We start from the raw sequence: 23,799 nt of genomic DNA, 5'->3' as shown, positions 1-23,799 counted from the left end.
GTGGGCAAGGCGATGAACGGTACGCCCGAGGACCGCGTCCGTTTCCTTGAGGTCGGCCAGTTCGAGGCCCGTGACCAGGACAACCGCGTCGCGATCATCCGGCTGCTCAGCGACAAGAATGCCGGCCGTGGGCTGAAGGAGGCCGTGGGCAAGGCGATGAACGGTACGCCCGAGGACCGCGTCCGTTTCCTTGAGGTCGGCCAGTTCGAGGCCCGTGACCAGGACAACCGCGTCGCGATCGTGCAGCTCCTGTCGAGCGGGAAGATCAGCCAGGCCGAGGCCAAGAAGGCGCTCAACGGCACCCCCGAGGACCGTGCGCGCCTCCTCGACCAGCACCGCGCCAAGTAGCGCCGAACGAGCGGGCCGAGCCGCCGGGCCGGAGGCTCGGCATCGCGGCCGACCTGCGCCGGCCCGGTCGGCTCAAGGCCCCCGCACCAGCGCGATGCCGAGTGGCGTGCGCTCGTACAGCACCTGATGGCCGGCGCGGCGGGACGTCAGCAGGCCCGCCGCGCGCAGTACGGACAGGTGCGTCGAGACGGACGACAGGGCGAGGCCGTGCCGGTGGGCGAGGGTGGTCGTGGTCGCCGGTTCGGTGAGGGTCGACAGGAGCGCGGCGCGGTTGGCGCCCAGGAGGCGGGCGAGCGCGGCGCCCGCGTCCGGCTCGCTCCACAGGTCGCCGATGCCGCGCGCCGGATAGACGACCGTCGCCTGCCACGGCGGATCGAAGCCGCCGATCACCTCCGGCCAGGCGAAGACGCTCGGCACCAGCATCAGGCCCCGCCCGCCCAGTTCGCGGTCGTGGTGGCCGGGCTTGGCGAGGGTCAGTGTGCCGTTCGACCAGGTCAGCGCCGGGTGCAGGTCGGCGAAGAGCCGCTCCAGGCCGCCCTCGGCCAGCCGCCGCGTGTGGAACGCGACATCGGCCTCCAGCAGGGCGCGCAGCCTGGGCCAGTCCTGGGCGAGCAGGGTGTGCCAGGCCCGCTCCAGCCCGTCCGTCAACTCCCGCACGGCACGGGCCGGGTCGGCGAGCATGGCCCGCCCCACCGGTGTCCTCGCGGCGCCCGGCGTATCGGCGAGCGCCCGTGTGAGCTCCGCGCGTGCCACCGCGGGGTCGGTGGCCCGTACGCGCGCCAGCTCGTCCTCGATCGACGACAGCGGGCCGTCCGGCGGCGGGCACAGGAAGTCCGGGTGGTAGCCGTGCGACGGCATCAGCAGGGCGAGCGGCGCGAGGTCCAGCCGGGCGACCGCCTCCCGGTTCCGCCGCAGCCACGGCAGGTGGTAGCCGTGCCGGCTCGGGCTCACCAAGGTGTGCACCGCCTGCTGCGTCTCCCACAGCGGTGAGATCCCGAACCGGCACCGCAGCAGGTCGTCCGCCTCGAAGGACATCCGGAAGGGCATCCCCGCCTCCCTTCCGCCGCTCTTCACTCGTACTTTCGTTCCCAGACGAAAGACTAGAGCGCCGCCCCCGCCGCTCGGCACGCTTCCCGCATGTCCACGACCCTCCCGGCCGGATACCCGGCCGTCTTCGCCGTGCGGGAATTCCGTGCCGTCTTCGCCGCGCACCTCCTCTCCCTGCTCGGACTCGTCGTCGGGGAGCTCGCGCTGTCCGTCCTCGTGTACCGCGTGACCGGCTCGCCGCTGATGAGCGCGCTGACCTTCGCCCTCGGCTTCCTGCCGTACGTCCTGGGCGGCACGCTGCTGTCCGGGGTCGCGGACCGCTACCCCGCGCGCCGGGTGCTGGTCGTCTGCAATCTGCTGTGCGCCGTGAGCGCCGCCGCGATGGCGCTGCCCGCGACACCGGTCGCCGGGCTGCTGGCCCTGCGGTGCGTCAGCGCCATGGTGGGGCCCGTCCTGGCCGGTACGAGGGCGGCGACCATGGGCGACATCCTCGGCGAGGGCGAACTGTTCGTCCTCGGCCGCTCCTTGATCCGCATCGTCTCCCAGGGCGCCCAACTCGCCGGCTTCGCCGCCGGAGGTCTGCTGCTGGCGGCCGTCTCGCCGCGTACCGCCCTCACCGCGACCGTCGCCGGCTTCCTCGCCTCCGCACTGCTGCTGCGGCTGGGGACCAAGCGGCGGGTGGGGCGTACGGGAGAAGGCGTCGCCCTGCTGAAGTCCTCCCTCTCGGGCATGCGGCTGCTCTTCGCCCACCGCCGGATACGGGCGCTGCTCCTGCTGACCTGGGCGCCGCCGTTCTTCCTGGTCGCTCCGGAGGCGCTCGCGGCCCCGTACGCGGACGAGATCGGCGCCGGTCCGGTCGGCGTGGGGCTGCTGATGGCAGGGATGCCGGTGGGGTCGATCGTCGGCGAGGTGCTCGCGGGGTCGATGTTGAGCGCGCCCGTCCGGGAGCGGATCACGCTGCCGCTGGCGGCCACGACGCTGCTGCCCTTCCTCGCGTACGCGCTGACGCCCTCCCTCGGCTGGGCGTTGCTCGCCGTGGCCTCGGCGGGGCTGGGGGTGGCGCATACCCTGGGGCTGGACCAGTGGTTCATCGCGGCGGTGCCGGAGGGACTGCGGGGCCGGGCGATGACGCTCCAGACGGCCGGGACGATGACGATCCAGGGGCTGGGCATGGCGCTGGCCGGTGCGGCGGCGGAGTTCGTACCGGTGCACGCGGTGGTGGCGGGCGTCGGTGTCATCGGTACGGCGGGGGTGGGGCTGGTGGTTCGCGTCGTCCTGCGTTCGGTGTGAGCGGGCGGTCCGTCCGTCCGGAGTTCGAGACGGCCGGAATCACCATATGGGCGGGCGGTAGGCTCGTTCCGTGCCGAAGCCGCTCAGCCTTCCCTTCGATCCCATCGCCCGCGCCGACGAGCTCTGGAAGCAGCGCTGGGGGTCCGTGCCGTCCATGGCGGCGATCACCTCGATCATGCGCGCCCACCAGATCCTGCTCGGCCAGGTCGACGCGGTCGTCAAGCCGTACGGGCTGACCTTCGCCCGCTACGAGGCCCTGGTGCTGCTGACCTTCAGCAAGGCCGGTGAGCTGCCGATGTCCAAGATCGGCGAGCGGCTGATGGTGCACCCCACGTCCGTCACCAACACGGTCGACCGGCTGGTCACCTCGGGCCTGGTGGACAAGCGCCCCAACCCCAAGGACGGCCGGGGCACGCTCGCCTCGATCACCGACAAGGGCCGCGAGGTCGTCGACGCGGCCACGCGGGACCTGATGGCGATGGACTTCGGGCTCGGGGTGTACGACGCGGAGGAGTGCGGGGACATCTTCCGGATGCTGCGGCCGCTGCGGGTGGCGGCGGAGGACTTCGAGGACGGGGCGGAAGAAGGCGGCGAGGAAGAGGGCGGCGCGGAAGGGGACGGGCACTCGGGCGGGTGACGCGCGGAGGGGCGGCGAAGATCGCCCCGGAACGTGCGGTTACGCTCGTACGCATGAAGCGAGCTGTCCTGACCCGATACCGCGTGCTGGCGTACATCACCGGCGTGCTCCTGGTCCTGCTGACCCTCGGCATGATCGCCAAGTACCTGCTGGACATGGACGTCGCGACCGCCGTCCGCGCCATCGCCATCGCGCACGGCTGGCTCTTCGTCCTCTATCTGGTCTTCGCCTTCGACATGGGCTCCAAGGCCAAGTGGTCGTTCGGCAAGCTGGCATGGGTGCTGGTCGCGGGCACGATCCCGACCGCGGCGTTCTTCGTCGAGCGCAACGCGGTCAAGGAGCTGGAGCCCCTGATCATCGACGACTCCGCGCGCGCCACCGCCTGACCCTCCGCGCAGGCACTCGGCAGGCAGCGACACCGCCCCGGACACCCCTTGTGTTCGGGGCGCTCTTGCGCGACCATTTACTAGGACGTCCTAGTAAATTTATCGGCCCCATGGGCGGCTGCGCGGCAGCAGCCGCCGATCAGCACGGACTCGCGCCGGGGGCGCGGAGAGGCGGACGAGAGACCATGGACGCAGCAGCGATCGAGGCGGGGCGCAGCCGCTGGCAGGCCCGCTATGACGCGGCCCGCAAGCGCGAGGCGGACTTCACCACGCTGTCCGGCGACGAGGTCGAGCCCGTCTACGGACCCCGGCCCGGCGATGTCTACGAGGGCTTCGAGCGGATCGGCTGGCCGGGGGAGTATCCCTTCACCCGCGGCCTCCACGCGACCGGCTACCGCGGCCGGACCTGGACCATCCGCCAGTTCGCCGGCTTCGGCAACGCCGAGCAGACCAACGAGCGCTACAAGATGATCCTCGCCGCCGGCGGCGGCGGGCTCTCCGTCGCCTTCGACATGCCCACCCTCATGGGCCGCGACTCCGACGACCCGCGCTCCCTCGGCGAGGTCGGCCACTGCGGCGTCGCCATCGACTCCGCCGCCGACATGGAGGTCCTCTTCAAGGACATCCCGCTCGGCGACGTGACCACCTCGATGACCATCAGCGGGCCCGCCGTGCCCGTCTTCTGCATGTATCTCGTCGCCGCCGAGCGCCAGGGCATCGACCCGGCGATACTCAACGGCACGCTCCAGACGGACATCTTCAAGGAGTACATCGCGCAGAAGGAGTGGCTCTTCCCGCCCGAGCCCCATCTGCGCCTGATCGGCGACCTGATGGAGCACTGCGCCCGCGACATCCCGGCCTACAAGCCGCTGTCCGTCTCCGGCTATCACATCCGCGAGGCCGGGGCGACGGCCGCGCAGGAGCTGGCGTACACCCTCGCCGACGGCTTCGGGTATGTGGAGCTGGGCCTGAGCCGCGGCCTGGACGTCGATCACTTCGCGTCGGGCCTGTCCTTCTTCTTCGACTCGCACCTCGACTTCTTCGAGGAGATCGCCAAGTTCCGCGCGGCCCGCCGCATCTGGGCCCGCTGGATGCGGGACGTCTACGGCGCCAAGACCGACAAGGCCCAGTGGCTGCGCTTCCACACGCAGACCGCCGGCGTCTCCCTCACCGCCCAGCAGCCGTACAACAACGTCGTACGGACGGCCGTGGAGGCCCTGTCCGCCGTCCTCGGCGGCACGAACTCCCTGCACACCAACGCCCTCGACGAGACCCTCGCGCTCCCCAGCGAGCAGGCCGCCGAGATCGCCCTGCGGACGCAGCAGGTGCTGATGGAGGAGACCGGCGTCGCCAACGTCGCGGACCCGCTGGGCGGTTCCTGGTACGTGGAGCAGCTCACCGACCGCATCGAGGCCGACGCGGAGAAGATCTTCGAGCAGATAAAGGAGCGGGGCACCCGGTCCGTGCCGGACGGCCGGCATCCCATCGGACCCATCACCTCGGGCATCCTGCGCGGCATCGAGGACGGCTGGTTCACCGGCGAGATCGCGGAGAGCGCCTTCCGCTACCAGCAGTCGCTGGAGAAGGGCGACAAGCGGGTCGTCGGCGTCAACTGCCACCACGGGTCCGTCACCGGTGACCTGGAGATCCTGCGGGTCAGCCACGAGGTGGAGCGGGAGCAGGTCCGCGAGCTCGGCGGACGCAAGGCCCGGCGCGACGACGGGCGGGTCACCGCCGCGCTGTCGGCGATGCTGGACGCGGCCCGCGACGGCTCCAACATGATCGCGCCGATGCTGGAGGCGGTGCGCGCGGAGGCGACGCTGGGCGAGATCTGCGACGTACTGCGCGAGGAGTGGGGGACGTACACGGAGCCGGCGGGCTTCTAGCCCCTACGGGCCGCCGGTCCCCGGCGCCGCTGCCTCAGCGGCGTCGGGGCTGGGCGAGGACGACCGCCGCGACGACCGCCAGGGCGCCGGCGATCTGGACGGCCGACAGGGTCTGGTCCAGGACGACGTAGCCGAGGACCGTCGCGGCCAGCGGCGAGGTGAAGCTCAGGAACGACACCGAGAGGGCGGGCAGCCGCTCCAGGCCCCGGAACCAGATCGCGTAGGCGAACAGCGCCCCGACGACACTCAGATAGGCGAACCCGGCGAGGTTCGCGCCGGTGACCGTGGCGGGCAGGCCCTCGCCGATCAGCGCGACCGGCGCGAGGACCAGGCCGCCGATGGTCAGCTGCCAGCCCGTGAAGGTCAGCACCCCCACGCCCTCGGGGCGCCCCCAGCGCTTGGTGAGCACGATCCCGGTCGCCATGCTCGCCGCGCCCAGGAGCCCCGCGCCGATCCCCACCGCGTCCAGCCCCGCCCGCGGCCCGAGCACCAGCAGTCCGATGCCGGTCGCGCCCAGCGCGCAGGTGACCGCCTGGACCGGCCTGATCCTCGTCTTCAGCAGGGGCACCGACAGGACGAGCACGAGCATGGGCTGGACGGACCCCACCAGCGCCGCGACCCCGCCGGGCAGGTGGTACGCGGCCACGAACAGCAGGTAGAAGAAGGCGCCGATGTTCAGCACGCCCAGCACCAGGGCCCGCCACCACCACATACCGCGCGGCAGTGTCCGGCCGATCGCCAGCAGGATCAGCCCTGCCGGGAGCGCCCGTACCGTCGCGGCCAGCAAGGGCCGGTCCGCCGGCAGGAGCTCGGTGGTGACGAGGTAGGTGGAGCCCCAGACGGCGGGCGCGAGGGCCGTGAGGGCGGAGTCGACGACGACCCGGTCCGCTCTCATCGGGCCACCGCCGGCTCGGGCGCGTCGAGGGGCGTGCCGAGGAAGGCGCGGCCGAAGCGGCCGTCGAACGCGTTGCGGCCGAGCGGTCGGCGCCCCGGGTGCCGGCGCTCCTCCGCGGGCCTGCCCACGGGCAGCAGCAGCGCGATGTGGAGATCGTCGCGGTCACCGATGCCGATGACCCGCTTGACCTCGTCCTCGTCCCAGCCGTTCATCGGCGAGGTGGCCAGGCCCATGGACGCGGCGGCCACCATCGCGTAGGTGGCGGCGATGACCGCGTCCTTGATGGCGTACTCGCGCAGCAGGCCCCGTCGTTCCAGGTCCTGGTGGAAGTCCAGGCTCGCCTGCGAGAAGCCGGCGGTGAACTGCTCGTTCCACGCGTCGTTCCGGCGCGCCCGGTCGTAGATGTCGCTCAGGTCCTCGCGCCACGCCTGGCTGGAGGCCACGAAGACCAGTGTCACCGGGGCTTCCTGGGGGTGCGGCTGGCCGCCGGTGGCCCGGGTCAGGCCCTCGCGCCCCTCCTGGTCGGAGACGGCGACGACGTAACGCGCCTGCACATTCCAGCTGGAGGGTGCCTCCAGCGTCAGGTCGAGCAGTTCGGTCAGTTGCGCGGCCGGTATGGGCTCGGGGAGGTAGTGGCGGATGCTGCGGCGGGTGCGGATGGCCCGCGGCACCGTCAGGGGTGCGTTCTCGGTGGTCATGGGCACAACCTACGCGATCTCTTAGCGCTAAGACAAGTGGGTATCTCACCGCTAAGTTAAATAGCTCAGCACTAAGGCAACCGCGTAGACTCGTGGGCATGAGTGATCAAGTGGACCGTGTCCTGGCGCAGTGGGCCGAGCAGGCCCCCGACCTCGACGCCTCTCCCATGGCCGTCATCGGCCGCATCAAGCGCCTCGCCCGGATCGTCGAAGGCGAACTGCGCACCGCCTACAGCGGCCACGGCCTGGACGCCGCGGCCTTCGACGTCCTCGCCACCCTCCGCCGCAGTCCGGCGCCCCACTCCCTGACGCCCGCCGAGCTCATGCGGTCGTCGATGGTCACCTCGGGCGCGGTCTCCCAACGCCTGGACCGCCTGGAGGAACGCGGGCTGATCACCCGTACCCGAAGGGAGGAGGACGCGCGGAGCGTCAGCGTCGCCCTCACGAGTGACGGCCGGGCCCTCGTCGACAAGGCCCTCATCGACAACGTGGCCACCCAGGACCGGCTGCTCGCCGGGCTCACCGACGCCCAGCGCGACCGCATGGCCAGGGACCTGCGCCGCCTGCTGGAGTCGCTCGGCGACACGGGGCAGTGAGGGATGCGGGTCGATCGGCCACCCGGACCGGTGAGGTGCGCTGGAGCCCGCGCCTCGGACCGCCGCGCCTCAGACCGCCGCGAGGCCCCCGACCAGGAGGTTCGTGAAGCCGCGCGCCCACTCGGGGTCGACGGGCTCGGCGCTGACGAGCGTGCGGTGGACGACCGCGCCGGCGATCACGTCGAAGATCAGGTCCGCGTTGCGGTCGGCGGCCGCCGGGTCGGTCTCGCGGGGGAGCTCCCCGCGGGCCTGCGCCCGGCCGCGGCCGAGCAGGACGAGCCGCTTCTGCCGGTCCACGATCGCGGAGCGGATCCGCGCGCGCAGCGCGTCGTCCCGCGTGGACTCGGCGACCACGGCCATCAGGGCCGTCTTCGTCTCCGGCCGCTCCAGCAGGGCCGCGAAGCGCAGGACCACACCCTCGATGTCCGCCTGGAGGCTGCCCAGGTCGGGAAGGTCGAGGTGCTCGTCGAAGAGGGCCGCCACCGCGTCCGTGACCAGCTCGCTCTTGCCCGCCCAGCGGCGGTAGAGGGTCGTCTTGGCGACCCCGGCACGGGCCGCCACGTCGCCCATCGTCAGCTTGCCCCAGCCCAGTTCGACCAGCGCGGCCCGCGTCGCGTCGAGGATCGCGCGGTCGGCCTCGGCGCTGCGCGGGCGGCCCGTACGCCCCTGGGCGCCGTGCCCGGGGCGCCCGGTGGGAAGGGCGGAAGTCATGCCCGTGACCTTACCGCCGGGTAGCTCCACCGGTATGAGGCAGATCACGTGAAAGCTTTCCGTGTCGCCCCCGGAGAGGCGGGGCTTCCAGTTACGCTACGACTCGTAGCGAAAGAGCGACAACCACAGGCGCCAGGTGGGGACCCGGCGCCGGACTCGAAGCTATGAGCGCCCTTTGGGGCGCGCTTTTCCGATCGCCGCGCGGAGGGGGGAGGATAGGGCCATGCAGCCACGGAACATGTCCATGAGTGGAGTGGTCGACCTCGCCGCGGTGAAGGCGGCCGGGGAAGCCAAGCAGAAGGCCGAGCAGGCACGGGCCCAGGCCGCGCGTGAGGGCGGGACGCCGCCCGCCGGCGCGCAGCGCCTCGTCTTCGACGTCGACGAGGCCGGCTTCGAGCCGGAGGTCCTCCAGCGCTCCGCCGAGGTGCCCGTCGTCATCGACTTCTGGGCCGACTGGTGCGAGCCGTGCAAGCAGCTCGGCCCGCTGCTGGAGCGGCTGGCGGCGGAGTACGCCGGACGGTTCGTCCTCGCCAAGATCGACGTCGAAGCCAACCAGATGCTGTTCCAGCAGTTCGGCGTGCAGTCCATCCCCGCGGTCTTCGCGGTGGTGGCCGGGCAGGCCCTGCCGCTGTTCCAGGGCGCCGCGCCCGAGGCGCAGATCCGCGAGGTGCTCGACCAGCTCATCGCGGTGGCGGAGCAGCGCTTCGGCATCGTGGGCGCGCCGGTGGAGCCGGGCGCCGCGGCCGAGGCCCAGCCCGTCCCGCAGGCGGCTCCGGCGAGCCCGCACGACACCGCGCTCGGCCGGGCCCACGAGGCGCTGGACGCCGGTGACCTGGGCGGTGCCGTCCAGGCGTACAAGAACGTGCTGGCCGACGACCCGGCCAACGCCGAGGCGAAGCTGGGCCTGGCCCAGGCCGAATTGCTCCGCCGGGTTCAGGACATGGACCCGCAGCAGGTCCGCAAGGCCGCCGCGGAGAACGCCGCCGATGTGCGGGCGCAGATCGCCGCGGCCGACCTGGACCTGGTCGGCGGCCATGTCGAGGACGCCTTCGGCCGACTGCTCGACGCGGTCAAGCGGACGGTGGGCGAGGACCGGGACGCCGCGCGGGTGCGGCTGCTGGAGCTCTTCGAGGTGATCGGGGCGGACGACCCGCGGGTGTCCGCCGCGCGCACGGCTCTGTCGAGGGCGCTGTTCTGACGGAGGCTCCCCGCCCCTTCTGTGTGCTGGTTGCACAGTCGCCGCTCTTTACCAAAACTTGGTAATCGCGGTCACCGTTACTGCGAGTAAGGAAAACCCGGGCTTTCGCCCGGGTTTTTCGCTTTATCCCCCCTTCCCTCCGGACACGTTGCGGCAACCTCGCCCCGGTGGTCGATGCGTACCCATCACCCCTTGGTTATCGGCTCGTTACTCGCTAGTAATGAACCTCTTGTGCCCCGGCCTGGAATGGACCACGATCGGCCAAGCTCGGTCCGTTCCCCCAGCCCGGCAGCCGGTCGGCGTCGGAGGAATGGGTCCCCACCGAGTGGGTGCGGCCTGTCGGCCGCACCTGGGACAGGGGGGTTCCCGCCGTCAACGGACGGGGCCTGTCCCGGAGGTTGCGCGAACGCGTGGCCAGTGGTTGTCGCTCGGGGGTGATCGTCGGTGTTGTCCGGGGCGTGCCACGCCACCGGGTGGCGGTGGCGCTCTTCTTCCCGAGGACGTAGCACGTCTCCCATCCCCGGGCGCGGTCTCGCGAGGCGAGGCCCGTGCCGGAGATGTACGTCCGAGAAGGAGGCAAGTCATGGAGTCCCAGACTCGCGGCGGGACCAGATGGCGGCGGTTCGCCGTCGTCATGGTGCCGAGCGTCGCGGCGACCGCCGCGATCGGTGTGGCGTTGGCGCAGGGTGCCCTCGCGGCGTCGTTCAGTGTTTCAGGCCAGCAGTTCGAGGTCGCGGCGAAGCGGCTCGAAGGCACCGGGTTCGTCCAGTACGGCGCCAATGACGTCACGAAGGAGGGCAACAAGCCCGTCGCCGTCGTCGGCATCAACGAGGCGACCATCACCAACCTCTGCCAGGCGGTCACCATCCCGACGCCGTTCGGCAAGGTCTCGATGAAGCTGAAGGCCGGCGGCGGGAAGGACAAGGTCAAGGCGACGAAGCTGTACATCGACGCCGACGACATGACCGCCAACGCGGTCTTCACCAATGTCGACATCGGTGTGGCGGTCGACTCGACCACCCAGGGTCCCGGTCCCGCGAAGCCGGGCGAGAACGGCCGGGGCGCCTATGTGCCCGGTTCGTTCGCCCAGCAGGCCGAGTCGGTGGTGTTCACCGACGTCAGCCAGCGCGCCTGGGCCACTTCGGCCGGCTCGTTCACGCTCCCCGGTCTGAAGATGGGCGTCAACATGGGCGCCGCCGACTGCAAGGACAACTGAGTCCAGAAGTGCGGGTACGGGGCGTGACGCGCGTTCCCGTGCCCGTACGGGCGCACGTACCACCGAATTTCGCCAGTCCCGAGGAGCTGTACGACATGAGCGCCGACACGCGACCCCGGCAGTCAGACTCATTTGGCCGCGCCCGCCGTTCGTTCCGGGAATGGCGGGGGCGACGCCCGTTCTGGGGTGGGTTGTGGACGCTGCTGGCCGGCTTCCCGATCATGTACATCCCGTACCAGACCATGTCATTGGGCGACCTGCACATCCGCCTGGCCACCACCGCCGGTGCCGGCTCGCTGATCATCGGAGTGCTGCTGATCGTCCTCGGCCTGACGCTCTGGTTCCAGCAGCAGTCGCGGATCTTCTCCGGCGTCGCGGCGATCCTGCTCGCGCTGGTGTCCCTGGTGGTGTCCAACTTCGGGGCGTTCCTGATCGGATTCCTGCTCGCCCTCATCGGCGGCGCGCTCGGCGTGTCCTGGGCGCCCGGGAAGCCGCTCGCCGCAGCCGGGGCGGAGGGGGCGGCCGGCGAGGCCCCGCAGGGCGACCGGTCCCGGCTGTCCCTGACGAAGGAGACGAACGGGAGGCACCGTGGCGACTGACGAGGCGCACGAGGACAGCCGTGCGAGAACGGGCCCGCGGCACGCCGCGCCCCGCAAACCACTGCTGGCCCGGCTGCAGATGCCCGCCGGGAAGGCGGTCGCCCTCGCGGCGATGCCGACCGCCGTGCTGATGGGCATGGGGCTCACGCCCCAGCTGGCGATGGCCAAGCCGACGGCGAAGGGCCCGTTCGAGGGCGCCTGCGTCACGGCCCCGGACCAGAGCGCGGAGCCCGAGGCCGAGCAGAGCGAGGACACCAGGAAAGAGGACGGGAAGAAGGGGAAGGCCACCCCCAAGGACGTCGAGAAGGACGTCGAGGGCAAGGACGGCGCCCCGCGGGACAAGGGCGACGCCAAGGACTCCGGCGGCCAGGACGTCCCCGCCGACAAGCTCACAGGGGACAAGGTGGAGACACCCGACGGGAAGGCCCCCGCGGGCGCCGGCAAGCTGCCGGCCCCGCCTGTCGCGCCGTCCCCGTCGCCCTCGCCCTCGGCCTCGAAGCCCGCCAACCCCCTCGACCCCCTGGGCCTCGGTGACAAGCTCAAGGACATTCTGACCGGCGGCGCCAAGGCCGGTCAGCAGCCCGCCCCGCCGAGCGCGAGCGCGAGCCCCAGTCCCAGCGAGAGCGCGAGCCCTTCCCCGTCCCGGAAGCCGGCGTCTCCCACCCCGGAGAAGGACAAGGACAAGGGCGGGACGGCCGCTCCCGCCCCGAGCGCGAGCGGCAGTACGAGCCCGAGCCCCACCCCGTCCGCCTCGGGCTCGCCCTCCCCGTCCGCCTCGCCCTCCGTGGACCCGGACAACCCGCCGCCGTGCCCCGCGTCCAAGGTCATGGACGAGAACGAGAAGCACGCCTTCCCGAACCAGCCCTGGTTCCTGGAGTCCAGCAAGCTCACCCTCGGCGGTCTGACCTACCAGGGCGTCAAGCGGATCACGATGGTGAACGGCCAGGAGAAGTCCGTCCTGAAGTTCACCGCCGACTCGGTCGGCATCGGGGACCTGCACCAGATCGTCAACAGCCCCGGCAAGCAGAACCACGTCGCCGGACCGGGCACGAACTCCACGATCACCGGTGGTCAAGTGACCATGTACACCGAGGAGTTGAAGGGCAAGCTCCTCGGGCTGCTGCCGGCGAACTACACGGCGACCAGCCCGCCGCCGATGATCCCCGGCCTGAAGCTGCCCATCCCGATCTTCTTCACGGACGTGAAGATCCGCCAGTCCGGCCAGTTCGGCGGCCAGCTGCACATCCCCAACCTCCACCTGTACATCACCGACGGCACCTACCCGTAGGCCGCGCGAGGCCGTACGGGCACGAAGAAGCGGCTGTGGCCGCCGTCCTCCACGGAGGACGGCGGCCACAGCCGCGTACGTGCCGGAGCGCGGGACCGGGGGCCTGTCCGGCGGATCATGGGGGTGCACCCACCGCTGCGCGGCGGTGTCCTCAAACGCCGGACGGGCTGATATCGGCCGGGCTCAGCCGATATCAGCCCGTCCGGGGCACCTTCCAGCGGTAGCCGGGCGGAGTTCGAGGACGCGCCCGCAGGGCGCTCACCGCCGCAGGCGGCAGCGACGGGCCCGCAGCCGAAGTCCCGTCGGACAGACCCCTAGCGGCCCTCGCCGCCCAGGTGGTGCACCCGCACCATGTTCGTCGTGCCGGGCACGCCGGGCGGGGAACCCGCCGTGATGATCATCGTGTCGCCCTCGCCGTAGCGCTTGAGCTTCAGCAGCTCGGCGTCGACCAGGTCGACCATGGCGTCCGTGTTCTCCACGTGCGGGACGACATAGGTCTCCACGCCCCAGCTCAGCGCGAGCTGGTTGCGGGTCGAGGCGTCCGTGGTGAAGGCCAGGATCGGCTGGGCCGTGCGGTAGCGGGACAGGCGGCGGGCCGTGTCGCCGGACTTGGTGAAGGCGACCAGCGACTTCGCGCCCAGGAAGTCCGCGATCTCGCAGGCCGCGCGGGCGACCGAGCCGCCCTGCGTGCGCGGCTTCTTGCCCGGGACCAGCGGCTGGAGGCCCTTGGAGAGCAGCTCCTCCTCGGCCGCCTCGACGATGCGGGACATCGTCTTGACGGTCTCGATCGGGTACGCGCCCACGCTGGACTCGGCGGAGAGCATGACCGCGTCGGCGCCGTCGAGGATGGCGTTGGCGACGTCGGACGCCTCGGCGCGGGTCGGGCGCGAGTTGGTGATCATCGACTCCATCATCTGGGTCGCGACGATCACCGGCTTGGCGTTGCGGCGGCAGAGCTCGATGAGGCGCTTCTGCACCATCGGGACCTTCTCCAGCGGGTACTCCACCGCCAGGTCGCCACGGGCCACCATCACACCGTCGAACGCCATGACGACGTCCAGCATGTTGGCGACGGCCTGCGGCTTCTCGACCTTGGCGATGACCGGGACCCGGCGGCCGACCTCGTCCATGACGCGGTGGACGTCCAGGACGTCGGAGGCGTCGCGGACGAAGGACAGCGCGACCATGTCGCAGCCCATCGCGAGGGCGAACTTCAGGTCGTCGACGTCCTTCTCGGACAGCGCCGGGACGTTCACCGCCGCGCCGGGCAGGTTGATGCCCTTGTGGTCGGAGATGACACCGCCCTCGATCACGATGGTCTTGACCCGCGGGCCCTCGACCTCGGTGACCCGCAGCTCGACGTTGCCGTCGTTGATCAGGATCTGGTCGCCCTTGGAGACGTCGCCCGGCAGGCCCTTGTAGGTCGTGCCGCAGATCGTCTTGTCGCCCGGGACGTCCTCGGTGGTGATGGTGAACTCGTCACCGCGCACCAGCTCCACGGGGCCGTCCGCGAAGGTCTCCAGGCGGATCTTCGGGCCCTGGAGGTCGGCCAGGACGCCGACCGCGCGGCCGGTCTCCTCGACGGCCTTGCGGAGGCGGTGGTACCGCTCCTCGTGCTCCGAGTGGGTTCCGTGGCTCATGTTGAAGCGGGCCACGTTCATACCGGCCTCGATCAGCGTCTTCAGCTGGTCGAAGGAGTCAACGGCAGGGCCCAGGGTGCAGACGATTTTGGAACGGCGCATGGGGCAGATCCTATCGGTTTGTTTCGGAGCGGAATATTCGAGCTGTGGGAAAGACCGAGGGTCGGCCGGTGATCAAGCGCTGACCAGCGCGTACGTCTGGGTGGCGATCTCCAGCTCCTCATCGGTGGGCACTACGGCGACCGCGACCCGGGCGTACTCGGGGGAGATCAGCCGCGGCTCGTCGGCCCGTACGGCGTTGAGACCGGCGTCCACGGCCAGGCCCAGCTCCTCCAGGCCCGCGACGGCCGCCTCGCGCACGGGGGCGGCGTTCTCGCCGACACCGGCGGTGAAGGCGATCGCGTCGACCTTGCCCAGGACGGCGTAGTAGGCACCGATGTACTTCTTCAGCCGGTGCACGTAGATGTCGAAGGCCAGCGCAGCCCGCTCGTCGCCCGCGTCGATGCGCCGGCGGATCTCGCGCATGTCGTTGTCGCCGCACAGACCGATCAGACCGCTCTTCTTGTTGAGGAGCGAGTCGATCTCGTCGATGGACATCCCCGCGGTGCGGGCCAGGTGGAAGATGACCGCCGGGTCGATGTCACCCGAACGGGTGCCCATGACCAGGCCCTCCAGCGGCGTCAGGCCCATGGAGGTGTCCACGCAGCGGCCGCCGCGCACGGCCGAGGCCGAGGCGCCGTTGCCCAGGTGCAGGACGATGACGTTGACCTCGGACGGCTCCTTGCCGAGCAGCCTGGCCGTCTCGCGGGAGACGTAGGCGTGCGAGGTGCCGTGGAAGCCGTAGCGGCGGATGCGGTGCGCGTCGGCCGTCTCGGTGTCGATCGCGTAGCGCGCGGCCGCCTCGGGCATCGTCGTGTGGAAGGCGGTGTCGAAGACCGCGACCTGCGGGAGGTCCGGGCGCAGCGCCTGGGCGGTCCTGATGCCGGTGATGTTGGCGGGGTTGTGCAGCGGCGCCACCGGGATCAGCCGCTCGATCTCCGCGATGACCTCGTCGGTGATCACGGTCGGCTCGGTGAACTTCTTGCCGCCGTGCACGACCCGGTGCCCGATCGCGGCCAGCTCCGGGGAGTCCAGGCCCAGCCCGTCCGCCGCCAGCTCCCGGGCGACGGCCTTCAGCGCGGCCTCGTGGTCGGCGATGGGCGCCTCCTTCTCGCGCTTGTCGCCGCCCGTCGCGAGCGGGGTGTGGGCAAGACGGGACGTCTCCTCACCGATCCGCTCGACCAGCCCGACGGCCAGCCGGGCGCCGTCGGCCATGTCGAGCAGCTGGTACTTGACCGAGGACGAGCCGGAGTTGAGGACGAGGACTCGGGTGGGGTTGGCAGTCATGAAGGGCTTTCCGGGTCGGGTGTGGTTCTCGTGGGGTTACGGGCGGCGACGGTCGTACGGGGCCGGGCGGTTCCCGTACGACCGTACGGGCGTCAGGGGCGCTGCTCGCCCTGCGCCTGGATGGCGGTGATGGCGACGGTGTTCACGATGTCCTGCACCAGGGCGCCGCGCGAGAGGTCGTTGACCGGCTTGCGCAGGCCCTGCAGGACCGGGCCGACCGCGACCGCGCCGGCCGAGCGCTGCACGGCCTTGTAGGTGTTGTTCCCGGTGTTGAGGTCCGGGAAGACCAGCACGGTGGCCTTGCCCGCGACGTCGGAGCCGGGCAGCTTGGTCGCCGCGACGGCGGCGTCGACAGCGGCGTCGTACTGGATCGGGCCCTCGACCAGCAGGTCCGGACGGCGCTCACGGACGAGCTCGGTGGCCTTGCGGACCTTGTCGACGTCCGCGCCCGAGCCGGAGGTGCCGGTGGAGTACGACAGCATCGCGATCCGCGGCTCCACGCCGAACTGGGCGGCGGTCGCGGCGGACTGGATGGCGATGTCCGCGAGCTGCTCGGCGTTCGGGTCCGGGTTGACCGCGCAGTCGCCGTAGACGAGGACCCGGTCGGCCAGGCACATGAAGAAGACCGAGGAGACGATCTGGGCGCCGGGCGCCGTCTTGATGATCTCGAAGGCCGGGCGGATGGTGGCGGCGGTGGAGTGCACCGCGCCGGAGACCATGCCGTCGGCCAGGCCCTCCTGGACCATCAGGGTGCCGAAGTACGACACGTCGGCGACGACGTCGTGCGCCAGCTCGACCGTCATGCCCTTGTGGGCGCGCACCTTCGCGTACAGCTCGGCGAAGCGCTCGCGCAGCGGCGAGGTCTGCGGGTCGATGAGCTGCGCCTCGGCCAGGTCGATGCCCAGCTCGCCCGCGCGCTTGCGGATCGTGTCCTCCTCGCCCAGCAGGGTGAGGTCGCAGACGTCGCGGCGCAGCAGCACGTCCGCCGCGCGCAGGACGCGCTCCTCGGTGCCCTCGGGCAGCACCACGCGGCGGCGGCCGGAGCGGGAGCGCTCGATCAGCTCGTGCTCGAACATCATCGGCGTGACGCGGCTGGAGCGGGCGACGGAGATCCGGTTCGTCAGCTCGGCGGTGTCCACATGGCGCTCGAACAGGCCGAGGGCCGTCTCGGACTTGCGCGGCGAGGCGGCGTTGAGCTTGCCCTCGACGGCGAAGAGCTCGGCGGCCGTCGGGAAGGAACCGCCCGGCACCGAGATCACCGGCGTGCCCGGCGCCAGCCGGCCGGCGAGCGCCAGGATGTCCGGGCCCGGCCGCTCGTCGAGCGTCAGCAGCACACCCGCGATGGGCGGCGCGCCCGCGCTGTGCGCGGCCAGCGCGCCGATGATCAGGTCCGTGCGGTCGCCCGGGGTCACCACCAGGCAGCCTTCGGTCAGGGCGGGCAGGAACGCCGGCAGCATCGCGCCGCCGAAGACGAAGTCGCGGACGTCGCGGTTGAGCCCCGCGTCGTCGCCGAGCAGCACCTCGGCGCCCAGCTGGCGGACGATCTGCGCCACGGTCGGCGCGGAGAGCGAGGCATCCTCGGGGAGCGCGTAGCAGGGGACGGGCACGCTGACGCCGAGCCGCTCGGCGACGGCCGTGCGGTCGGCCGGCGCCACCCGGTTGACGACGAGGGCGACGACGTCGCAGCCCAGCGCCTCGTAGGCGCGGTAGGCGTTGCGGGCCTCGGCGCGGACGGACTCGGCCGGCTGGTCCTGACCGCCGACCACCGGGATCACGAAGGCGCCGAACTCGTTCGCCAGGCGCGCGTTGAGGGCGAGCTCGTCGGGGAGGTTGGTGGCGGCGTAGTCGGTGCCGAGGACCAGCACGTACTCGTGCTCCCGGGCGACCGCGAGGAACCGCTCGACGAGCGTCGACACCAGCTCGTCCGTGCCCCGCTCGGCCTGGAGCGCGGACGCCTCGCCGTAGCTGAGGCCGTAGACCGTCTCCGGCGACTGGCTCAGGCGGTAACGGGACCGCAGCAGGTCGAAGAGGCGGTCCGGGCCGTCACCGTGGACCAGCGGGCGGAAGACACCCACCCGGTCCACATGGCGAGTGAGGAGCTCCATGACTCCCAGCTCGATGACCTGGCGCCCGTCGCCCCGGTCGGTCCCGGTCACGTACACGCTGCGCGTCACGCGTGCTCTCCTTGCTCCATCGCCGTGTTCATATGGTCTTCTGGTCTTCATGCGGCCGTTCGCTCCGGCAAAAAATTACCGGTTATGGTGGGCTTGCCCTCTTGACAATACCTGCGCCCGTGGCTAAGGCGCGCGTCAGCTGGTGCAGCCACTCGGTCTCCGGCCGGCGGCTGTCGGACCTCCGGCCGATGGCTGTCAGGTCTTCGGCCCGTGGCCGGTGATACGGCTGCCGCCGTCCTCGGGGGTGCGCCACTACCCCCCGGGCCGTGAAACAATCGGTTCGGCTCACATGTACCAGTAGCGAGCAGGAGACACAGCCAGATGCGCATCGGAGTCCTCACCGCAGGCGGCGACTGCCCCGGCCTGAACGCTGTCATCCGCTCGGTGGTGCACCGCGCGGTCGTCGGCCACAACGACGAGGTGATCGGCTTCGAGGACGGCTTCAAGGGCCTGCTCGACGGCCGCCACCGCAAGCTCGACCTCGACGCGGTCAGCGGCATCCTCGCCCGCGGCGGCACCATCCTCGGCTCCTCCCGCCTCGAGCGCGCCCGGCTGCGCGAGGCCTGCGAGAGTTCCAAGGAACTCGCCCGTGACCTCGGCATCGACGTGCTCATCCCCATCGGCGGCGAGGGCACACTCACCGCGTCCAAGATGCTTTCCGACGCGGGTCTGCCGGTCGTCGGGGTGCCGAAGACCATCGACAACGACATCTCCGCCACCGACCGCACCTTCGGCTTCGACACCGCCGTCGGTGTCGCCACCGAGGCCATCGACCGGCTGAAGACCACCGCCGAGTCGCACCAGCGTGTCATGGTCGTCGAGGTCATGGGCCGCCACGCCGGCTGGATCGCCCTGGAGTCCGGCATGGCCGGCGGCGCCCACGGCATCTGCCTGCCGGAGCGCCCCTTCGACGTCGCCGACCTGGTCTCCATGGTCGAGGAGCGCTTCGCCCGGGGCAAGAAGTTCGCCGTCATCTGCGTCGCCGAGGGTGCCCACCCGGCCGAGGGGTCGATGGACTACAAGAAGGGCGCCATAGACCAGTTCGGCCACGAGCGCTTCGCGGGCATCGGCACGAAGCTCGCCGTCGAACTGGAGAATCGCCTCGGCAAGGAGGCCCGCCCGGTCATCCTCGGCCACGTCCAGCGCGGCGGCACCCCCACCGCGTACGACCGTGTCCTGGCCACCCGCTTCGGCTGGCACGCGGTCGAGGCCGCTCACCGCGGCGACTTCGGCCGGATGACCGCGCTGCGCGGCACCGACATCACGATGGTGCCGCTCGCGGACGCGGTCACCGAGCTCAAGCGGGTGCCGGAGAACCGTATGGACGAGGCGGAGTCGGTTTTCTAGGGGGCGGTCTTCCGAGGGGCGAGCCCCTTGAACCCCCTTGTACTCGAACGCCGGACGGGCTGGATCTCCAGCCTGTCCGGCGTTCGACGTTGCGTTGACGGCGGACGCCGGCTTCCGCGGGAGCTCAGCGGTTGAGGTCGAGGAACGGCACGTCGATCCCCGCGTACTCCTTCGGGGCGACTGTGGCGATCAGTGCGTCCGCACCCCACTCGGGAAGATGGCGTACGGCGTGGACGGCGGCGGAGATTCCCGGAGGAACACCATCCTTGCGCAGTCGTGCGACCGTCAGCAGTGTCGGGTAGTCGAAGTCGATGGTGTGAATGACGTCGAGCTGGCCGATGTGCTCGGCGAGCCCGGGATGGTCCAGGTCGGCCTCAAGGGCCGACAGGACCGGTGCCCACAGCCGTGTCTCAGGCTCGATGCAGGCGTGGTGGATCAGCGCGGAAACCTGCCGGTTCCCGGACAGCGCGCCCAGGGTCGGAGTGTCCAGGACGAGGTGATGCTGAAGGGTCACGCGGCAGCGTCCTGCTGCCGGGCGAAAGCCTCTCGGACCTTGCGGCCCATCGCGGCGCTCTCTTCGTCCGTCACCTCGACGCCGAAGTGCTCGGCCAGATAGGCGCGGGCCTGCTCGGCCCGCTCGCGGCGTTCCTCAGGGGTGAGCGTGGACTCCGCGAACTCCTGCACCAGGGAACGGATCGAGGTGCCGCGGGACTCGGCGATGACCGCGAGGCGATCGCGCACCTCGGCGGGGACACGGATCATGGCATCGGACATGAGGGCAGTATACGTCTGTGTATACACGGCGGGGCGGTGTTGCGAAATCCCGCTCCTCTCACACGGCCGAGGGCCGGCTCCTCCGTGAAGAGGGCCGGCCCCGCAGGCGTCACTGCGCCCCGATCGACTCCAGCATGTTGAGCTTCGCCGCCCGGCGGGCCGGCCAGACCGCGGCCAGGACGCCCACCACGAGTGCCAGCAGCAGGAACACCCCGATCCGCGCCCAGGGCACGACCATGGAGTACTGCGGGAACGAGGACCGCAGCAGGTGGCCGCCGGACCAGGCCAGGAAGACGCCGACCCCGACGCCCATGACTGCGCCGAACATCGCGATCATCACCGACTCCAGCCGCACCATCTGCTTGACGCCGGTACGGGCCAGGCCGATCGCGCGGAGCATCCCGATCTCGCGGGTCCGCTCGAAGACCGACATGGCGAGGGTGTTGACCACACCGACGATCGCGATGACGACGGCCATGCCCAGCAGCCCGTACATCAGGTAGAGGACGTCGTCGATGTTGCCGGCCTCCGAGCGGCGCAGGTCCTCCTGGCTCTGCACCTTGATGATCGGGTTGCCGCCGAGCGTCTCCTTGATCCTGCCCGGGAGGCTGTCGGCCTGCCCGGGGGCGGCCTTCACCAGCACCTGGTCGTCGCGGACCTTGTCCAGGTGCGGGTCGACGAGGGCGGGGGTGGAGAGGACGTCGGCGAGGACGTCGTTGGAGGCGTAGACGGCGGCGACGCGCGGCGTGGACTTCTTGCCGTCGTAGAACTCCATCGGCAGGGCGGAGCCGACCTTCAGGCCGCGCTGCTCGGCGTAGTCCTGCGACACCGCGACCGTCTTCACGCCGCGGACGTCCGCGAGCGAGCCGCTGGTGACGCGCAGGTCGACGACCTTGCCGATGGCCGACACGTCCGTACCCCGCAGGCCCGCCGGCTGCCCGTCGGTCTGGAAGCCGGAGGCGCGCAGCGGCACCGCGGCGGCCACGCCCCGCTGCCCGGCGAGGGCCTTGGCGACCTCAGGGGAGAGGCCGAGGTAACTCGTCGAGCTGACCTTGTAGTCGGCCGTCAGGTCCTTCTTGCCCATCTGGTCGATGCCCTGGTTCGCGGAGACGGCCGCCACCGTCAGGCCCGTGATCAGCGTCAGGCCGATCATCAGCGCGGACGCGGTGGCGGCGGTGCGGCGCGGGTTGCGCAGCGCGTTCTCCTTGGCCAGCTTGCCGCTGATGCCGCTGACGCGGACGGCCAGTTTGCCGAAGAGCGCCACGAACGGGCGGGACAGCAGCGGCGCCAGCACGATCACGCCCGCGAGGGTGAGGGCCGAACCGGCCATCGCGAACGACAGGCCGTCGGTGTCGCGCAGGGTGGTCACGTACAGCATGATCGCCACGCCGAGGGCGGTGACGACGGCGCCGATGGAGTTGCGGACGACCAGGCCGCGCGGGGTGGGCGCCTGGTCGACGGCGGCCAGCGCCTCGACGGGGGCGATCCGCGCCGCCTTGCGGGAGGGCAGCCAGGCGGCCAGTACGGTCACCAGGACACCGACGCCGAGGGCCGACAGGACGGCGGTCGGCTCGATCACCAGCGGCCCGTCCGGGAGTTCGGCCCCGTTGGAGTTCAGCAGCGAGCGCAGGCCGACGGCTATGCCGAGGCCCAGGACGAAGCCCGCGGCGGAGGCCGCCAGGCCCAGCACCCCGGCCTCGATCAGCACCGAGCGCACCACCTGGCGGCGGGAGGCGCCGACCGCGCGCAGCAGCGCGATCTCGCGGCTGCGCTGGGCGACGAGCATGGTGAAGGTGTTGGCGATGATGAAGACGCCGACGAAGAGCGAGATACCGGCGAACACCAGGAACGTGGTGCGGATCGAGCTGGTCTCCTTGTCGATCGACTTCGACTGCTGGGCGGCCAGCTCGGTGCCGCTCTGCGCCTCGAAGCCGTCCTTCGGGAGGACCTCCCTGACCTTGCGGGTCAGCGCGTTCTGGTCGGTGCCCTTGGCGGCGGAGACGACGAGCTCGCTGAACTGGCCGGGCTTGCCGAAGAGTTTCTGCGCGGTCGCGGTGTCGAACAGCGCGAGGCTGCCGCCCGCGCCGATCCTGGGGTCGTCGGTCTCGACGGTGCCGACCAGCTTCTTGGTCATCACCGGCCCGTCGATGGCCAGCCGCACGGTGTCACCGGGCTTGGCGCCGGTCTTCGCGGCCGTCTTCACGTCGAGGGCGATCTCGTCGGCCCTGACCGGGCCCCGGCCGCTCACCAGCGGGTAGCGGCTGTCCTTGCCGTCCTTGCCGGGTACGTAGTTGGCGCCGCTGCTGCCCCAGTCGCTGCCGGCGGGGTTGTTGTGCTTGTCGGCGATGGTGGCGACGCCGTCGACCGACGGGCGGACGTCGGTGACGCCGGGCAGGGCGCGGATGGTGTCGACGACGCGGGAGTCGAGGGCGCCGCCTTCCCCCTTCGTGTTCCCGGTGGGCGGGCCGCCCGTCACGGAGACGGCGACGTCGTCGAGGCTCCTGGCCATCTTGGCGCGGTAGGCACTGCCGACGGAGTCGCTGAAGACGAGGGTGCCGGAGACGAACGCGGTGCCGAGGAGGACCGCGAGGGCGGTCATCATCAGCCGGGTCTTGTGCGCGAGGACGTTGCGCAGAGCGGTACGGAGCATGGGGTCTGTCAGTCCCTGGGGATCGTGGACGAGGTCGTGGGCGGCGGTTGTCGGCGGGCGGTGGCCGCCGTCAGCTCGTACGGCCCGTGGCGTCGGAGCCGGAGGTCCGGGGGTTGCCCCCGGGGAGGCGGCGCATGCGGTCCAGGACCGCGTCGGCGGTCGGCTCGCGCATCTCGTCGACGATCCGGCCGTCGGCGAGGAAGACCACGCGGTCGGCGTAGGAGGCGGCGACGGGGTCGTGGGTGACCATGACGATCGTCTGCCCCAGGGCCCGTACGGACTCGCTGAGGAAGCCCAGGAGTTCGGCGCCGGCGCGGGAGTCGAGGTTGCCGGTCGGCTCGTCCGCGAAGATGATCTCCGGCCGGGCGGCGAGCGCGCGGGCCACGGCGACGCGCTGCTGCTGGCCGCCGGACAGCTGGCTCGGGCGGTGCGCGAGGCGGCCGGCGAGGCCGAGGGTGTCCACGACCATGTCGAGCCACTGCGCGTCCGGCTTACGGCCCGCGATGTCCATCGGCAGGGTGATGTTCTCCAGCGCGGTCAGGGTCGGCAGGAGGTTGAACGCCTGGAAGACGAAGCCGATCCGGTCGCGGCGGAGCCGGGTCAGGTGCCGGTCGCCGAGCGAGGCCAGCTCGACGTCACCGATCCGGGTGGAACCGGAGGAGATGGAGTCCAGCCCGGCCATGCAGTGCATCAGCGTCGACTTGCCCGAACCGGACGGCCCCATGATCGCGGTGAACTCCGCGCGGCGGAACTCCACCGAGACCGCGTCCAAGGCGGCCACCCGGGTCTCGCCCTGACCGTAGACCTTGCTCAGATCGGTGGCGCGAGCGGCGACGGGGCCGGTGGGGGCGTGGGGGAACGGGGAAGCAGGGAAAGCCGTCGCGTGGGACACGAGGTCTCCTCCGGAGGGGTTCGAGGGAGTGGGCGGGCCGTACGTACCCGGGGGACGGGGCGCAATGGCCGGAATCAACTCCTCCAATTCTGGGCGCCGCAAGCGCGCGGGACCTCAGCCGCACGACCTGAACCGGCACCG

General features: G+C 71.4%; 22 protein-coding genes. 11 read left to right on the top strand and 11 right to left on the bottom strand.

Translation table 11 applies throughout. The features are described from left to right. A partial coding sequence (locus ACZ303_RS10665) for an ALF repeat-containing protein (protein ID WP_467337245.1) occupies nucleotides 1-348 on the top strand: 348 nt, incomplete at its 5' end. 72 nt (nucleotides 349-420) lie between these two features. Here the strand turns inward: ACZ303_RS10665 and ACZ303_RS10660 are convergent. Continuing rightward, on the bottom strand, nucleotides 421-1,395 hold the full coding sequence (locus ACZ303_RS10660; RefSeq protein WP_467337244.1) for an ArsR/SmtB family transcription factor: 975 nt from the start codon (nucleotides 1,393-1,395) through the stop codon (nucleotides 421-423). 90 nt (nucleotides 1,396-1,485) lie between these two features. On the opposite strand from ACZ303_RS10660, the gene ACZ303_RS10655 reads away from it, so the two are divergent. From ACZ303_RS10655 to ACZ303_RS10640, 4 genes are all read left to right on the top strand, one after another. After that, complete coding sequence (locus ACZ303_RS10655) at nucleotides 1,486-2,685, top strand: MFS transporter (protein ID WP_467337242.1); 1,200 nt, start codon at nucleotides 1,486-1,488, stop codon at nucleotides 2,683-2,685. A gap of 70 nt (nucleotides 2,686-2,755) precedes the next feature. Then, nucleotides 2,756-3,322: a MarR family winged helix-turn-helix transcriptional regulator gene (locus ACZ303_RS10650; protein WP_467337240.1), complete on the top strand. Its 567-nt coding sequence runs from the start codon at nucleotides 2,756-2,758 to the stop codon at nucleotides 3,320-3,322. A gap of 53 nt (nucleotides 3,323-3,375) precedes the next feature. Next, complete coding sequence (locus ACZ303_RS10645; RefSeq protein WP_467337238.1) at nucleotides 3,376-3,708, top strand: DUF3817 domain-containing protein; 333 nt, start codon at nucleotides 3,376-3,378, stop codon at nucleotides 3,706-3,708. 185 nt (nucleotides 3,709-3,893) lie between these two features. Beyond that, entirely contained in the window at nucleotides 3,894-5,594 is a 1,701-nt protein-coding gene (locus ACZ303_RS10640; RefSeq protein WP_467337236.1) for an acyl-CoA mutase large subunit family protein, read from the top strand. 34 nt (nucleotides 5,595-5,628) lie between these two features. Here ACZ303_RS10640 and ACZ303_RS10635 read toward each other — a convergent pair whose 3' ends face one another. Together ACZ303_RS10635 and ACZ303_RS10630 are read right to left on the bottom strand one after the other, a co-directional pair. Next, the gene (locus ACZ303_RS10635) at nucleotides 5,629-6,489 is read right to left on the bottom strand and encodes an EamA family transporter (protein ID WP_467337234.1); all 861 of its coding nucleotides are present in this window, start codon (nucleotides 6,487-6,489) and stop codon (nucleotides 5,629-5,631) included. Next, nucleotides 6,486-7,187 (bottom strand): nitroreductase family protein, encoded by a 702-nt coding sequence (locus tag ACZ303_RS10630; protein WP_467337232.1) that lies wholly within the window; start codon nucleotides 7,185-7,187, stop codon nucleotides 6,486-6,488. The genes ACZ303_RS10635 and ACZ303_RS10630 overlap by 4 nt, the downstream gene beginning before the upstream one ends. Nucleotides 7,188-7,285: 98 nt before the next feature. Between ACZ303_RS10630 and ACZ303_RS10625 the strand changes: the two genes are divergently transcribed. Then, on the top strand, nucleotides 7,286-7,783 hold the full coding sequence (locus tag ACZ303_RS10625) for a MarR family winged helix-turn-helix transcriptional regulator (RefSeq protein WP_467337230.1): 498 nt from the start codon (nucleotides 7,286-7,288) through the stop codon (nucleotides 7,781-7,783). Nucleotides 7,784-7,852: 69 nt separating this feature from the next. On the opposite strand, the gene ACZ303_RS10620 is transcribed toward ACZ303_RS10625, so the two are convergent. Next, a complete protein-coding gene (locus tag ACZ303_RS10620; RefSeq protein WP_467337228.1) occupies nucleotides 7,853-8,494 on the bottom strand; it encodes a TetR/AcrR family transcriptional regulator in 642 nt (213 codons plus the stop codon). A 223-nt stretch (nucleotides 8,495-8,717) separates the two neighbouring features. On the opposite strand from ACZ303_RS10620, the gene ACZ303_RS10615 reads away from it, so the two are divergent. The 4 genes from ACZ303_RS10615 to ACZ303_RS10600 all read left to right on the top strand — a co-directional run bounded on the left by ACZ303_RS10615 (nucleotide 8,718) and on the right by ACZ303_RS10600 (nucleotide 12,795). Further along, complete coding sequence (locus tag ACZ303_RS10615) at nucleotides 8,718-9,692, top strand: tetratricopeptide repeat protein (protein WP_467337226.1); 975 nt, start codon at nucleotides 8,718-8,720, stop codon at nucleotides 9,690-9,692. Between the two features lie 583 nt (nucleotides 9,693-10,275). After that, a complete protein-coding gene (locus ACZ303_RS10610; RefSeq protein WP_467337224.1) occupies nucleotides 10,276-10,908 on the top strand; it encodes a DUF6230 family protein in 633 nt (210 codons plus the stop codon). A gap of 95 nt (nucleotides 10,909-11,003) precedes the next feature. Then, entirely contained in the window at nucleotides 11,004-11,507 is a 504-nt protein-coding gene (locus ACZ303_RS10605; RefSeq protein WP_467337468.1) for a DUF6114 domain-containing protein, read from the top strand. After that, nucleotides 11,497-12,795 (top strand): hypothetical protein, encoded by a 1,299-nt coding sequence (locus tag ACZ303_RS10600; RefSeq protein ID WP_467337222.1) that lies wholly within the window; start codon nucleotides 11,497-11,499, stop codon nucleotides 12,793-12,795. The genes ACZ303_RS10605 and ACZ303_RS10600 overlap by 11 nt, the downstream gene beginning before the upstream one ends. A gap of 314 nt (nucleotides 12,796-13,109) precedes the next feature. Here ACZ303_RS10600 and pyk read toward each other — a convergent pair whose 3' ends face one another. The 3 genes from pyk to pta form a co-directional block, all read right to left on the bottom strand. Next, nucleotides 13,110-14,537, bottom strand: a complete 1,428-nt coding sequence (pyk, locus tag ACZ303_RS10595; protein WP_467337220.1) for a pyruvate kinase — start codon at nucleotides 14,535-14,537, stop codon at nucleotides 13,110-13,112. 72 nt (nucleotides 14,538-14,609) lie between these two features. After that, on the bottom strand, nucleotides 14,610-15,821 hold the full coding sequence (locus ACZ303_RS10590) for an acetate kinase (RefSeq protein WP_467337218.1): 1,212 nt from the start codon (nucleotides 15,819-15,821) through the stop codon (nucleotides 14,610-14,612). Between the two features lie 92 nt (nucleotides 15,822-15,913). Then, nucleotides 15,914-17,995: a phosphate acetyltransferase gene (gene pta / locus ACZ303_RS10585; RefSeq protein ID WP_467337216.1), complete on the bottom strand. Its 2,082-nt coding sequence runs from the start codon at nucleotides 17,993-17,995 to the stop codon at nucleotides 15,914-15,916. A 321-nt stretch (nucleotides 17,996-18,316) separates the two neighbouring features. Here pta and ACZ303_RS10580 point away from each other — a divergent pair, with 321 nt between their 5' ends. Beyond that, complete coding sequence (locus tag ACZ303_RS10580) at nucleotides 18,317-19,342, top strand: ATP-dependent 6-phosphofructokinase (RefSeq protein ID WP_467337214.1); 1,026 nt, start codon at nucleotides 18,317-18,319, stop codon at nucleotides 19,340-19,342. A gap of 124 nt (nucleotides 19,343-19,466) precedes the next feature. Here ACZ303_RS10580 and ACZ303_RS10575 read toward each other — a convergent pair whose 3' ends face one another. From ACZ303_RS10575 to ACZ303_RS10560, 4 genes are all read right to left on the bottom strand, one after another. Beyond that, nucleotides 19,467-19,856, bottom strand: a complete 390-nt coding sequence (locus tag ACZ303_RS10575; RefSeq protein WP_467337212.1) for a PIN domain-containing protein — start codon at nucleotides 19,854-19,856, stop codon at nucleotides 19,467-19,469. Further along, nucleotides 19,853-20,116, bottom strand: coding sequence for a hypothetical protein (locus ACZ303_RS10570; protein ID WP_467337210.1), 264 nt, complete (start codon nucleotides 20,114-20,116; stop codon nucleotides 19,853-19,855). Before ACZ303_RS10570 ends, ACZ303_RS10575 begins: the two co-directional genes overlap by 4 nt. A gap of 109 nt (nucleotides 20,117-20,225) precedes the next feature. Then, on the bottom strand, nucleotides 20,226-22,766 hold the full coding sequence (locus tag ACZ303_RS10565) for an FtsX-like permease family protein (protein ID WP_467337208.1): 2,541 nt from the start codon (nucleotides 22,764-22,766) through the stop codon (nucleotides 20,226-20,228). Nucleotides 22,767-22,836: 70 nt separating this feature from the next. After that, nucleotides 22,837-23,658, bottom strand: a complete 822-nt coding sequence (locus tag ACZ303_RS10560; protein ID WP_467337206.1) for an ABC transporter ATP-binding protein — start codon at nucleotides 23,656-23,658, stop codon at nucleotides 22,837-22,839. Nucleotides 23,659-23,799: the final 141 nt, after the last annotated feature.

The sequence above is a fragment of the Streptomyces sp. NPDC023527 genome (assembly GCF_055560115.1).
This window is presented reverse-complemented; position numbering and strand designations above follow the sequence as displayed.

Excerpts from the sequence above, each read along its gene's own strand:
- ACZ303_RS10660 (WP_467337244.1), bottom strand. The coding sequence starts at position 1,395 with ATGCCCTTCCGGATGTCCTTCGAGGCGGACGACCTGCTGCGGTGCCGG.
- ACZ303_RS10655 (WP_467337242.1), top strand. The coding sequence starts at position 1,486 with ATGTCCACGACCCTCCCGGCCGGATACCCGGCCGTCTTCGCCGTGCGG.
- ACZ303_RS10645 (WP_467337238.1), top strand. The coding sequence starts at position 3,376 with ATGAAGCGAGCTGTCCTGACCCGATACCGCGTGCTGGCGTACATCACC.
- ACZ303_RS10640 (WP_467337236.1), top strand. The coding sequence starts at position 3,894 with ATGGACGCAGCAGCGATCGAGGCGGGGCGCAGCCGCTGGCAGGCCCGC.
- ACZ303_RS10635 (WP_467337234.1), bottom strand. The coding sequence starts at position 6,489 with ATGAGAGCGGACCGGGTCGTCGTCGACTCCGCCCTCACGGCCCTCGCG.
- ACZ303_RS10630 (WP_467337232.1), bottom strand. The coding sequence starts at position 7,187 with ATGACCACCGAGAACGCACCCCTGACGGTGCCGCGGGCCATCCGCACC.
- ACZ303_RS10625 (WP_467337230.1), top strand. The coding sequence starts at position 7,286 with ATGAGTGATCAAGTGGACCGTGTCCTGGCGCAGTGGGCCGAGCAGGCC.
- ACZ303_RS10620 (WP_467337228.1), bottom strand. The coding sequence starts at position 8,494 with ATGACTTCCGCCCTTCCCACCGGGCGCCCCGGGCACGGCGCCCAGGGG.
- ACZ303_RS10615 (WP_467337226.1), top strand. The coding sequence starts at position 8,718 with ATGCAGCCACGGAACATGTCCATGAGTGGAGTGGTCGACCTCGCCGCG.
- ACZ303_RS10610 (WP_467337224.1), top strand. The coding sequence starts at position 10,276 with ATGGAGTCCCAGACTCGCGGCGGGACCAGATGGCGGCGGTTCGCCGTC.
- ACZ303_RS10605 (WP_467337468.1), top strand. The coding sequence starts at position 11,004 with ATGAGCGCCGACACGCGACCCCGGCAGTCAGACTCATTTGGCCGCGCC.
- pyk (WP_467337220.1), bottom strand. The coding sequence starts at position 14,537 with ATGCGCCGTTCCAAAATCGTCTGCACCCTGGGCCCTGCCGTTGACTCC.
- ACZ303_RS10590 (WP_467337218.1), bottom strand. The coding sequence starts at position 15,821 with ATGACTGCCAACCCCACCCGAGTCCTCGTCCTCAACTCCGGCTCGTCC.
- ACZ303_RS10580 (WP_467337214.1), top strand. The coding sequence starts at position 18,317 with ATGCGCATCGGAGTCCTCACCGCAGGCGGCGACTGCCCCGGCCTGAAC.
- ACZ303_RS10570 (WP_467337210.1), bottom strand. The coding sequence starts at position 20,116 with ATGTCCGATGCCATGATCCGTGTCCCCGCCGAGGTGCGCGATCGCCTC.
- ACZ303_RS10565 (WP_467337208.1), bottom strand. The coding sequence starts at position 22,766 with ATGCTCCGTACCGCTCTGCGCAACGTCCTCGCGCACAAGACCCGGCTG.